The sequence below is a fragment of the Marichromatium bheemlicum genome (assembly GCF_012276755.1).
Lineage (GTDB): Bacteria > Pseudomonadota > Gammaproteobacteria > Chromatiales > Chromatiaceae > Marichromatium > Marichromatium bheemlicum.
The window spans coordinates 125,511-137,044 of record NZ_JAAXKX010000003.1; the positions used below are offsets into that span (position 1 = coordinate 125,511).

At 68.7% G+C, this 11,534-nt stretch carries 11 protein-coding genes and 1 other RNA gene; 10 read left to right on the plus strand and 2 right to left on the minus strand.

Features of this window, described 5'->3' with window-relative positions:
• The first annotated feature begins 116 nt into the window (after positions 1–116).
• Positions 117–1,250 (plus strand): ChaN family lipoprotein, encoded by a 1,134-nt coding sequence (locus tag HF203_RS03800; RefSeq protein ID WP_343043876.1) that lies wholly within the window; start codon positions 117–119, stop codon positions 1,248–1,250.
• A complete protein-coding gene (locus HF203_RS03805) occupies positions 1,250–2,509 on the plus strand; it encodes a peptidase U32 family protein (protein WP_168666728.1) in 1,260 nt (419 codons plus the stop codon). Before HF203_RS03800 ends, HF203_RS03805 begins: the two co-directional genes overlap by 1 nt.
• 10 nt (positions 2,510–2,519) lie before the next feature.
• Here the strand turns inward: HF203_RS03805 and HF203_RS03810 are convergent, their stop codons facing one another.
• Positions 2,520–2,963, minus strand: coding sequence for a YcgN family cysteine cluster protein (locus tag HF203_RS03810; protein WP_168666730.1), 444 nt, complete (start codon positions 2,961–2,963; stop codon positions 2,520–2,522).
• Positions 2,964–3,315: 352 nt separating this feature from the next.
• Here HF203_RS03810 and HF203_RS03815 point away from each other — a divergent pair, with 352 nt between their 5' ends.
• The 5 genes from HF203_RS03815 to HF203_RS03835 are packed head-to-tail and all read left to right on the plus strand — an operon-like array spanning position 3,316 to position 6,751.
• A complete protein-coding gene (locus HF203_RS03815) occupies positions 3,316–3,777 on the plus strand; it encodes a methylated-DNA--[protein]-cysteine S-methyltransferase (RefSeq protein WP_168666732.1) in 462 nt (153 codons plus the stop codon).
• Entirely contained in the window at positions 3,777–4,673 is an 897-nt protein-coding gene (gene xerD / locus HF203_RS03820; protein ID WP_168666734.1) for a site-specific tyrosine recombinase XerD, read from the plus strand. Before HF203_RS03815 ends, xerD begins: the two co-directional genes overlap by 1 nt.
• A gap of 34 nt (positions 4,674–4,707) precedes the next feature.
• Positions 4,708–5,190: a YajQ family cyclic di-GMP-binding protein gene (locus HF203_RS03825; RefSeq protein ID WP_168666736.1), complete on the plus strand. Its 483-nt coding sequence runs from the start codon at positions 4,708–4,710 to the stop codon at positions 5,188–5,190.
• 8 nt (positions 5,191–5,198) lie between these two features.
• Positions 5,199–5,930 carry a DsbC family protein gene (locus tag HF203_RS03830; RefSeq protein WP_168666738.1) on the plus strand — a complete coding sequence of 244 codons (732 nt, stop codon included), beginning with the start codon at positions 5,199–5,201 and terminating at the stop codon, positions 5,928–5,930.
• 29 nt (positions 5,931–5,959) lie between these two features.
• Positions 5,960–6,751 carry a PP2C family protein-serine/threonine phosphatase gene (locus HF203_RS03835; protein WP_168666740.1) on the plus strand — a complete coding sequence of 264 codons (792 nt, stop codon included), beginning with the start codon at positions 5,960–5,962 and terminating at the stop codon, positions 6,749–6,751.
• Between the two features lie 24 nt (positions 6,752–6,775).
• Here the strand turns inward: HF203_RS03835 and mutS are convergent, their stop codons facing one another.
• Positions 6,776–9,373, minus strand: coding sequence for a DNA mismatch repair protein MutS (gene mutS, locus HF203_RS03840; RefSeq protein WP_168666742.1), 2,598 nt, complete (start codon positions 9,371–9,373; stop codon positions 6,776–6,778).
• 424 nt (positions 9,374–9,797) lie between these two features.
• Here mutS and HF203_RS03845 point away from each other — a divergent pair, with 424 nt between their 5' ends.
• From HF203_RS03845 to mraZ, 3 genes are all read left to right on the plus strand, one after another.
• Complete coding sequence (locus HF203_RS03845) at positions 9,798–10,376, plus strand: hypothetical protein (protein ID WP_168666744.1); 579 nt, start codon at positions 9,798–9,800, stop codon at positions 10,374–10,376.
• A 46-nt stretch (positions 10,377–10,422) separates the two neighbouring features.
• Positions 10,423–10,791, plus strand: an RNA gene (rnpB, locus tag HF203_RS03850) — RNase P RNA component class A.
• Between the two features lie 279 nt (positions 10,792–11,070).
• Positions 11,071–11,526, plus strand: a complete 456-nt coding sequence (gene mraZ / locus HF203_RS03855; RefSeq protein WP_168666746.1) for a division/cell wall cluster transcriptional repressor MraZ — start codon at positions 11,071–11,073, stop codon at positions 11,524–11,526.
• Positions 11,527–11,534 lie beyond the last annotated feature (8 nt).

Here is an 11,534-nt window from a genome sequence, read left to right on the forward strand (position 1 = left end):
GTCCCTGACGGAGGGGTCGGTGCTCGGCGCTTCTCCTCGGAGCACGAGGGAAGCGCAGTTCAGCCGGCCAGGTCAACCATGCGGGCCGCGGTGGCCCGAAACCAGCGGGGTGAGACGTGTCCTACAAAAGCTTGGCGATGATTGCCGTCGCCGTCGTGCTGGCGGCGCCGGGGGCGGGTGTGCTCGCGCGGGATGCCGAGCCTGCGGCGGGGGCGGCCACCCGGGTGCTCGAACTCGATGCGCTGACCGGGGTCGAGGCCCTGCTCGGGCGCATCGCCGAGCGACGCGTGGTCTATGTCGGCGAGCACCACGACCGCTACGCCGACCATCTCGACCAGCTGGCAGTGATCCGCGGTCTGCACGCCCGTGGCAAGCCGCTGGCGATCGCTCTGGAGTGCTTCCAGCAGCCCTTCCAGATCCATCTCGACGCCTATGTCGCCGGCGCCATCGACGAGGCGCAGATGCTGCGCCGCACCGAGTACTTCGAGCGCTGGCGCTTCGACTACCGGCTCTATCGTCCGATCCTGCGCTTCGCGCGCGAGCACGAGATCCCGCTGATCGCGCTCAATCTCGACCAGGTCCTCACCCGTCGCGTCGGCGAGGTCGGCATCGACGGGCTCGACCCCCACCAGCGCGCCGCCCTGCCCGCCGGGCTTGCCCCGCCCGACGAGGCCTATCGCGAGCGGTTGCGCGAGATCTTCGCCCAGCACCCCTTCGGCGACGAGCGCGACCTCGATCACTTCATCGAGGTCCAGCTGCTGTGGGACGAGGGCATGGCCGCGCGCGCCGCCGCCTATCTCGCCGCCAACCCCGAGCGCACCCTGGTGGTGCTCGCCGGGGCCGGGCACCTGGAGTACGGCATCGGTATCCCCGACCGGGTCGAGCGCCGGCTCGGGTTGCCGGGGGCGGTGCTGCTCAACGGCGAGGGGCGGCCGGTCGAGCCGCCGGCGGCTGACTTCTATCTCTATCCCGCCGCGGCCACGTTGCCCCCGGCAGGGCTGCTGGGGGTGCAGCTCGGCGAGGGCGAGGAAGGGGCCGGCACCCGTGTGGTCGGCTTTGCCGCCGACAGCGGCGCGCGCGACGCCGGGGTAGCGGTGGGCGATCGCATCCTCGCCCTTGCCGGGCGTCCGATTGCCGACTATGCCGACATCCGCCTGGCGCTGCTCGATCGTGCCCCCGGTGAGCGGGTCGCGGTCACCATCCTGCGTGGCGCCGAGGAGCGGCTCGATCTCGAGGTGGAGCTGCGCTGATGTCGATGTCGCACCGTCCCGAGCTGCTCTCCCCGGCCGGCAGCCCCAGCCATCTCGACTATGCCTTCGCCTACGGCGCCGATGCCGTCTATGCCGGGTTGCCCCGGTACAGCCTGCGGGTGCGCAAGGGCGGCTTCGATGTCGCCTCGCTCGCCACCGGCATCGCCGCGGCCCATGATCTCGGCAAGCGCTTCTACCTCGCCGTCAACCTGATGCCGCACGGGGCCAAGCTGCGCACCTTCGTCGACGACATCGGCGCGCTGGTCGCGCTCGGCCCCGATGCGCTGATCATGGCCGACCCCGGGCTGATCATGCTGGTGCGCGAGCGCTGGCCCGAGTTGCCGATCCACCTCTCGGTGCAGGCCAACACCGTCAACGCCGCAGCGGTGCGCTTCTGGGCGGCGCAGGGGGTCGAGCGGGTGATCCTCTCGCGCGAACTCTCGCTCGACGAGATCGCGGCGATCCGCGAGGCCTGTCCCGACACCGAGTTGGAGGTCTTCGTCCACGGCGCGCTCTGTATCGCCTATTCCGGGCGCTGTCTGCTCTCGGGGTACTTCAACCACCGCGACGCCAACCAGGGGGTGTGTACCAACGCCTGTCGCTGGCGCTACCGTTTGGGCGAGGTGGCCGAGGGCGAGCCCGACTATGTGTTGGAGGAAGGCGAGCGCCCGGGTGAGTACATGCCGGTGTTCGAGGACGAGCAGGGCACCTACATCATGAACTCGCGCGACCTGCGCGCCGTCGAGCACGTCGCGCGGCTGATCGAGATCGGCATCGACTGTCTGAAGATCGAGGGGCGCACCAAGTCCGACTACTATGTCGCGCGCACCGCCCAGGTCTATCGTCAGGCGATCGACGACGCGCTCGCCGGGCGCGCCTTCCGTGTCGACCTGCTCGAGGCCCTCGAGGGCCTGGCCAATCGGGGCTACACCGAGGGCTTCTATCGCCGTCACGGCGCCGATCCGGCGCTGCAGAACTACGACTGCGGTGCCTCGCGCAACCAGCGCCAGCTGTTCGTCGGCGAGGTGCTGGGGGTCGGTGACGGCTGGGCCGAGGTGGCGGTGCGCAACCGCTTCGCGCGTGGCGATCAACTGGAGCTGATGAGCCCGGGCGGCAACCATGCCTTCCGTCTCGAGGCGCTCAGCGATCGCGAGGGCGCGCCGCTCGAGGTCGCGCCGGGGGCGGGTTGGACGGTGCGGGTGCGCCTGCCCGAGGGCGTCGTGCCCGGGGCGCGGGCGCTGCTCACCCGCGCGGTCTGAGCGCGGCGGCTCAGCGCACCCAGTCGATCAGGTGCATCAGCGGGTTCTCGCCGGTCTCCGGGCTGAGCACGCGCCCGCGCACGCTCTCCCCGGCCTCGGCCACCGACTCCGGGTCACCGCTCACCAGCGGGTGCCAGCGCGGCAGGGGGCGGCCCTCGGCGAGCAGCCGGTAGGCGCAGGTCTCGGGTAGCCAGCGCGGGTCGGTCAGGTGCTCGGGGGTGAGGGTGATGCAGTCGGGCATGCGCCGGGCGCGGTTGGGGTAGTCGCGGCAGCGGCAGGTGTCGAGATCGAGTAGGGCGCAGGCGATGCGGGAGTAGACGATACGCCCCGTGTCCTCGTCCTCGAACTTCTCCAGACAGCACTTGCCGCAGCCGTCGCAGAGTGCGTCCCATTGCTCGGCGTCCATCAGCTCGAGCGGGGTGGTCTCCCAGAAGGCGGCGGCGGTCTGGTTCATGCGGGGTCCTCGGTCGCCCGATCGGGCGCGAAAAGCGCCCCATCTTGCCGTAAAGCTGAGGGTCTCGCCAGGGGAATGATTGAACCGCAAAGACACAAAGGAGCAGAGTGCTAACAGCGTCCTGTCGCCTGTGGATGCATTCATCTGGCTTGGCGATCCCCGGCGAGCGGTGTTGCTTGCGGGTGGGCGAGTCTGGGGGACCACTGGAGGTGGTCATCCCGTCAGCGCTTTGCGCTCTTTGGGTCTTTGCGGTTCAGACCGTCCCTGGTCGCTGAAGGTCGACCGCCGGGCGCCTGGGCTATAATCGCCGGTCCGGTCGCTGGGCCGGAGGCCGGATCGAGAGGAGGGGAACATGGCGAAGACGCTGATCCAGGCCCCGTTCGGGCCGATCGCCGTCGACTGGCGCGGGGGCGCGCTGGCCGGGGTCGATCTAGCGCCGCGCGGCGAGGATGGTTCCGGGGCAGTGTTACCCGATTGGGTGCGGGCCGAGTTCCTGGCCTATCTTGCCGACCCCGGCCATCGTTTCACCCTGCCGCTGCAGCCGGCGGGCACGGCCTTCCAGCAGCGCGTCTGGAGCGCGCTGCGGGCGATCCCGCCGGGACGGCCCTGTACCTACGGCGAGCTGGCCGCGAGACTCGGCAGCTCGGCGCGCGCCATCGGTCAGGCCTGTCGCGCCAACCCCTGCCCGCTGGTGGTGCCCTGTCACCGGGTGGTAGGCCGGAGCGGGGCGGGTGGTTTCGGTGGTGCGCGCGCCGGTGCGCCGCTGGCGGTCAAGCGCTGGTTGCTGCGCCACGAAGGCTGGGAGGAGGACTGATGGCCGAGGACGGGATCCTGATCGAGCGCTTCGTCGAGTCGCTGTGGCTCGAGCGCGGCGCGAGCCGCAACACCCAGAGCGCCTATCGCTCCGATCTGCGCGCCTTCGCCGCCTGGCTCACCGCCGAACGCAAGCGCGGGCTGGCCGCCGCCGGGCGTCAGGACCTGCTCGATTATCTGGCGCTGCTCGCCGAGCAGGGCCGCAAGCCGCGCTCGAGCGCCCGCCTGGTCTCCTCGCTGCGTCAGTTCTATCGCTATCTGCTGCGCCGCGGGGTGATCGCTGACGACCCCAGCGCGCGCATCGAGACCCCGCGCCTGGGCCGCCCGCTGCCCAAGAGTCTGAGCGAGGCCGAGGTCGAGTATCTGCTGCGTGCGCCCGATACCACCGACCCGCGCGGTCATCGCGACCGCACCATGCTCGAGGTGCTCTATGCCAGCGGGCTGCGGGTGACCGAGCTGGTCACCCTGATGCCCGCCCAGATCAGCCTCACCCAGGGGGTGGTGCGGGTACAGGGCAAGGGCGGGCGCGAGCGTCTGGTGCCGCTCGGCGACGAGGCCACGCACTGGGTGCGCGAGTACGTCAAGGGGCCGCGCCTGGAGCTGCTCGGCGGGCGCTGCAGCGACTATCTGTTCCCCACCAGTCGCAGCGAGCACATGAGCCGTCAGGCCTTCTGGATGCTGATCAAGCGCTATGCCATCGAGGCCGGGGTGCTCAAGCCGCTCTCGCCCCACACCCTGCGTCACGCCTTCGCCACCCATCTGCTCAACCACGGCGCCGATCTGCGCGTGGTGCAGATGCTGCTCGGACACAGCGACCTTTCAACCACCCAGATCTATACCCACGTTGCCCGTGAACGGCTCAAGCGGATGCATGCCGTGCATCATCCGCGCGGTTGAGCCGGTCGGGCCCGACCCCTGTTCGAGGTTCTTCATGCCATCGTTTGACATCGTTTCCGAGTTCGATCTACAAGAGGTGCGCAACGCGGTCGATCAGGCCAATCGCGAGATCGGTACCCGCTTCGACTTCAAGGGCGTCACCGCCAGCTTCGAGCTCGCCGAGGACAAGATCCAGCTCGCCGCCGAGCAGGAGTTCCAGCTCCAGCAGATGCTCGACATCCTGCGCCAGAAGTTGGTCAAGCGTAAGATCGATCTCGCCGCGCTGGAGCCGGGCGAGCCGGTGCAGACGCTCAATGCCGCGCGCCAGGAGGTCGTCCTCAAGCAGGGCGTCGACAGCGACACCGCCAAGCGCATGGTCAAGGCGATCAAGGCGAGCAAGCTCAAGGTGCAGGCCCAGATCCAGGGCGAGCAGGTGCGGGTCACCGGCAAGAAGCGCGACGACCTGCAGGCGGTGATCACGCTGCTGCGCGAGTCCGACTGGGGGCTGCCGCTGCAATTCGAAAACTTCAGAGACTAGGAAGCCCCATGCTGAGAATCAGATCCCTCGCCCTGGCCGCGAGCCTTGGCTGTCTCGCCGGCGCCGTACAGGCCGGTCCCGAGCAGAACATCCGCGCCGCGCTCGAGGCGGTCGCCCCGGATATCGCCATCAGCGACATCCGGCCGGCCCCGGTCGATGGCCTCTACGAGGTGCTGATCGGCAGTGAGCTGATGTACATGACCCCGGATGGTCGTTACTTCATCGATGGCCGTATCGTCGATCTCAAGACCCGGACCGATCTCACCGAGCCGCGTCTGGCCGAGGCCCGCAAGGGGTTGGTCGAGGCCGTGGGCGAGGAGGCGATGGTGGTCTTCGGGCCTGCCGATGCCAAGCACACGGTCACGGTGTTCACCGATATCGAATGTGGTTACTGCCGCAAGCTGCACAGTCAGATCGATGACTATGTCGCCAACGACATCCGCGTGCGCTATCTGTTCTTCCCCCGTGCCGGCGAGGGTAGCGAGGCCTATCGCGAGGCCGTGGCGGTGTGGTGTGCTGGCGACGCCGCAGCGCGTCGTGAGGCGATGACTGCGGCCAAGCAGGGTCAGCCGATCGAGATGCGCAACTGCGACAATCCGGTGGCCGAACACATGGCGCTTGGGCGTGAGCTGGGACTGCGCGGGACCCCCGCGATCGTCACCGACGATGGCACCCTGATCCCAGGCTATGTCGATCCCAAGCGCCTGGCCCTCGAACTCGACGAGGCGGCCGGCTCCTGAACGGCGCAGCAACGGCGAGCGGGCCGGTCATGTGGTCGCATCAACTCGATTACGCCTGGCGTACCGACCGTGGCCGGGTGCGTGCGCACAATGAGGATGCCGTCGGTGTCCATCCCGCGCTCGGGTTGATCATGGTCGCCGACGGGGTCGGTGGCGCGAGCGCCGGCGAGGTGGCTAGCCGCACTGCGGTCGAGACCATCGCCGAGCGTTTCCGTCGCCACCCCTCGCCACGCCACGACGCCGAGCGTGCGCGCGTGCTCCTCGAGGCCGCCGTCGAAGAGGCCAACGTGGCCATCTGGCGTCACGCCAACGCCACGCCCGGCTGTGCCGGGATGGGCACTACGGTGGTAGTCGGGCTGCTCGGTCCGGGCTGGATGGTGCTGGCGCATGTCGGCGACTCGCGTGTCTATCGACTGCGCGATGGCGCGCTCGAACAGCTCTCGCGTGACCATTCGCTGCTCCAGGAGGTGCTCGATCAGGGGCTCTATCCGTCGCGCGAGGAGGCAATGGCCTGTGGTATCGGTGAGAACATCCTCACCCGCGCCTTGGGGTCGTTGCCGAGTCCCGGCGTGAGTTCGCGGGTGCACCGGCTTGCCCCGGGCGATCTCTATTTGTTCTGTAGCGATGGGTTGAGCGGCATGCTCGACGACATCGAGCTGCGCGCGCTGTTGCTCGAGGCCTCGCCCTCGTGCCTGGGGCAGACCGCAGATGCCTTGGTCGAGGCGGCCAATGCCGCCGGCGGCAAGGATAACGTCAGCCTTGCGCTGTTGCATATCGGGCCGCGGTTGGTGCCGGAGCCCGAGGTCTGCGCCTTGGAGTGAGGACCGCGTTCGGCGAGGGGCGACTCAGTCGGCCTGTCGCAGTGCGCGCAGCCGGTAGAGCGCGTCGAGCGCCTCGCGCGGGCTGAGTGCGTCGGGGTCGAGTGCCTCGAGCGCCTCGTGCAGCGGGTCCGGCGTCGCCGGCTCCGGCTCGGGCGTCGGCTCGGCCGGCTCGGCGGCGAACAGCGACAGCTGCACCGCCTCGCGCTCGGCGTGGGCGCGGGCGTTGCGCTCCAGCTCCTGTAGTCGCGCGCGGGCGCGCGCGATCACCGGCTGCGGTACCCCGGCGAGCGCGGCCACCGCCAGCCCGTAGCTCTGGTTTGCCGGCCCCTCGCGCAGCGCGTGCATGAACACCACGGTGTCGCCGTGCTCGACCGCGTCGAGATGGACGTTGGCGATCCCCGGATGCTCCTCGGGCAGCGTGGTCAGCTCGAAGTAGTGGGTGGCGAACAGGGTGTAGGCACCGATCCCGGTGGCCAGCTCGACCCCGCACGACCAGGCCAGCGACAGCCCGTCGAAGGTGCTGGTGCCGCGACCGATCTCGTCCATCAGCACCAGGCTCTCGGCGGTGGCGTTGTGGAGGATGTTGGCCGTCTCCTCCATCTCCACCATGAAGGTCGAGCGCCCGCCGGCGAGGTCGTCGGAGGCGCCGATGCGCGAGAACACCCGATCGACCGGGCCGAGCCGCGCGCTGCGCGCCGGCACGAAGCTGCCGGCATAGGCCAGCAGCACGATCAGCGCGCACTGGCGCATGTAGGTCGACTTGCCGCCCATGTTGGGGCCGGTGATCACCAGCATCCGCCGCTCGGCGTCGAGGCTGAGCGAGTTGGCGACGAAGGGCTGGTCGATGACCTGCTCGACCACCGGGTGACGGCCGTCGATGATCTCGATCCCGGGCGTGTCGTCGAGCGTCGGGCGCGCCCAGCCGAGGCGCTCGGCGCGCTCGGCGAGGTTGGTGAGCACATCCAGGGTGGCGATCCCGGTGGCGCTCGTCTGCAGCGGCGCGAGGCGTTCGGCCAGGGTCGTGAGCAGCGCCTCGTAGAGCGCCTTCTCGCGGGCCAGGGCGCGCTCGCGGCTGCTCAGGATCTCGTCCTCGAAACCCTTCAGCTCCGGGGTGATGTAGCGCTCGGCGGCCTTCAACGTCTGGCGGCGCACGTACTCGACCGGCACCGCGTCGCCGTGGCTGCGCCCGACCTCGATGTAATAGCCGTGCACCCGGTTGTAGCCGACCTTGAGGGTGGCGATGCCGGTGCGTGCGCGCTCGCGCTGTTCCAGTTCGACGAGAAAGCGGTCGGCGTTCTCCGACAGGCCGCGCAGCCGGTCGAGTTCGGCGTCATAGCCTGCGGCGATCACCCCGCCGTCGCGGATCAGCAGCGGTGGCTGGGGGATGACGGCGCGGGCGAGCAGGTCCTGGGTCTCGGGGTGGGTGGCGATCCTGTCGGCCAGCTCGGCGAGCAGCGGGTCGTCGATCGTCCCGAGGTGTTCGCCGAGTGCCGGCAGCAGCGTCAGCGAGTCGCGCAGCACCGCGAGGTCGCGCGGGCGCGCCGAGCCGAGCGCGACCCGGGCGAGGATGCGTTCGAGATCGCCGATGCCGGCGAGTAGCTCGGCGAGGTCGGCGCGCCCCGGGGCCGCGAGCAGCGCCGCGACCGCGCCGTGACGGCGGGCGACGGCGTGACGGTCGCGCAGCGGGCGGTTGATCCAGCGGCGCAGCAGCCGGCTGCCCATCGCCGTGGCGGTGTGATCGATCACCCCGGCGAGGGTGTGCTGGTGCTCGCCGCTGAGGCTCTCGGTCAGCTCCAGGTTGCGCCGGGTGGCGGCGTCGATGATCAGCGCCTCGTCGCGCTGCTCGGTGCTCAGTCCGCGGATGTGGGGCAGGGCGGCGAACTGGGTGTCGCGCACGTACTGCAACAGACAGCCGGCGGCGCCGATCGCCAGCGTCATGCCGGCGCAGCCGAAGCCGCCGAGGTCGCGGGTGCCGAACTGCTCGCAGAGCATGCGTGCGCCGTTGTCGGCCTCGAAGTGCCAGGCCGGGCGACGGGTGAGGCCGCGCTCGAGGCGCAGCGCCTCGGGCAGCGAGGAGGACTCGTCGACCAGCACCTCGGCGGGGCGCAGACGTTCGAGCTCGCTGGCGAGCGCCTCGCGTCCGCTGACCTCGAGCACCGAGAAGCGTCCGCTGGAGAGTTCGAGCTGGGCCAGCCCGTAGCCCGCGCGCGCCGATTCGGCGATCGCCACCAGCAGGTTCTCGCGACGGTCCTCGAGCAGCGCCTCATCGGTGAGGGTACCGGGGGTGACCACCCGGGTGACCTTGCGTTCCACCGGCCCCTTGCTCTTGGCCGGGTCGCCGATCTGCTCGCAGATCGCCACCGACACGCCCTGGCGCACCAGTCGCGCGAGATAGCCCTCGGCGGCGTGATAGGGCACCCCGGCCATGGGGATCGGACGCCCGGCCGACTGGCCGCGCTTGGTCAGGGTGATGTCCAGCAACCGGGCAGCACGCTCGGCGTCCTCGAAGAAGAGTTCGTAGAAGTCCCCCATGCGATAGAACAGCAACAGGTCCGGGTACTCCGCCTTGAGTCCGAGGTATTGCCGCATCGCCGGGGTGTGCTGAGAAAGATCCTGGGACATCCGCTCTCGTCTGCCGTGGCCGGGTGGAAAAGGCCAGCTAGTCTAGAGGCTTTGGCGCGGGTGTGCAGCGGGGGAATTTGAACCGCAAAGAGGCCAAGGACACGAAGGGGGTTGTTTTCGGGGCGACTTCTCAGCGCCAGGTCATCAGTCCGCAGTAGGAACATGTGGCTCGACCGCTCCCCCAAGAGGTTTTTATCCGTCGGGTTGTGGTCGGGTGTGAGCTACTGGCGTCAGACGGGAGACGCTGCCCCTGCTGGTGAGTGCTGAGGTTCGCGGGGATGCGGACGAGTTTCAAGCCCCTTTGACGACTCGGTAGGTAAAAGCTTTGTGTCCTTCGCGCCTTTGCGGCTCAACAGATCGGGTGTCCTCGCTGAGTGGACGATTGGGTGTCCGTGCGGTAGCGCTTCCCGGTAGAATGCCGGCCATGAAAAAGAATGACCTGAAACTCCCCAAGACCTACAAGACGCTGTTGATGCTGACCCTGGTGTTCGGGCCGTTCTTCTGGCTGACCTTCACCGAGGACGGCAAGCGTCGCACCGACCTGGCGCTGATGTACGTGCTCGGCAAGAGCGAGTTCAACGCCGCGCTCGAGTCCTTCGACAGCGACCTGACCGAGGTGCGGTTGCGCGAGACCTTCGCGGATCTCGAACTGCAGTGCGCCGATGGCCCCAACCCCTATGGCGACCGGCTGTGTGGCGCCCCGATCGGCAGCTTCAACCAGATGCCGGCCTCGGCGGTGACCTTCTTCTTCCGCGAGGGCCAGCTGCGCGCGACCAAGCTGGTCTATCGCCGTGCCTATCATCAACGGATCGGTGACTGGGTCGCTGGTCGGGTCGCGGCGCGTGACGATGCGCTGCACCGCGAGGGCGAGGTCCGTGATAGCGGCGGGGTGCGCCAGCTGGCGGTGGCCGACGGCGCGATCTTCCTGCGCGACGGCGAACTCGGCAAGGACGAGGAGCCGGCGCTGCTGTGGCTGTCGCAGGCGGCGCTCGCCGGGCGTTGATTCGCCCGCGACGTCAGGCAGGGTTCTCGGGTATACTGCTTGCTTGGGAGTCGGCCAGACAGTCGCTTCCGTCCTGGTGACGGGAGAGGAAAGTCCGGGCTCCATAGGGCAGGGTGCCAGGTAACGCCTGGGGGGCGAAAGTCCACGGAAAGTGCCGCAGAAAAGATACCGCCGATCTCGTCCTCGGACGAGAGGTAAGGGTGAAATGGTGCGGTAAGAGCGCACCGCGCTGGTGGCAACATCAGTGGCAGGGTAAACCCCACCCGGAGCAAGACCAAATAGGGGAACTCGCGGCTTTGACCGCAGCGCGCGGCCCGCGCGTGTTCCCGGGTAGGTCGCTAGAGGCGCGCGGCGACGCGCGTCCCAGATGAATGACTGTCCTCGACAGAACCCGGCTTATCGGCCGGCTCCCTTCCCTCCACAAGCCCGTGTCTCTGTCCCCATTCAGTGACGGCCGTCACGGCCACCGAAGATAAAGCATTTTCTCAGCTTTACTCTCCAGCCTTTTGATATCCAAACCATTCAGCCGTTCTTCTGCGCCAGTCGAGCTTGGCGGCGTAAGTTGCTGACTGTCCAAGAATAAACTCGACCGTTTTCTTGACGGACCCCAGGCCCCTCTCTAACATGGGAACCTAGTGGGGGGGAGTGGGGAATCAGGGAGCAGAATCCAGGCGGTTCGCCGTGGGGGCGCTCGGTGTTTCGGGGGGTCAGTCTCGTCAATCTCGATGCCAAGGGGCGTCTCGCGGTGCCGGCCCGGTACCGCGAACGGCTGCGTGCCGTCTGTGATTCCCACCTGATCGTGACGGTCGATCGCGACCGCTGTCTGCTGCTCTATCCGGAACCCGAATGGGAGACGATCGAGCACAAACTCGCCGCACTCCCCGCCTTCGACAGCACGGCGCGCGCTATCCAGCGCCTCTATATCGGGAATGCACAAGACGTGGAAATGGATGCTCAGGGTCGAATCCTGTTGCCCCAGCATTTGCGTGACTTCGCCACGCTCGACAAACGGGTCGCCTTCGTCGGTCAAGGGGCCAAGTTCGAGCTGTGGGACGAGCACGCCTGGAACGCGCGCACCGCTGCGGCGCTGAACGACACCGCGATCGACGAGTTGGCGGCCACGGCCGGACTCGGGTCTTTTACCCTGTGAGCCGCGTC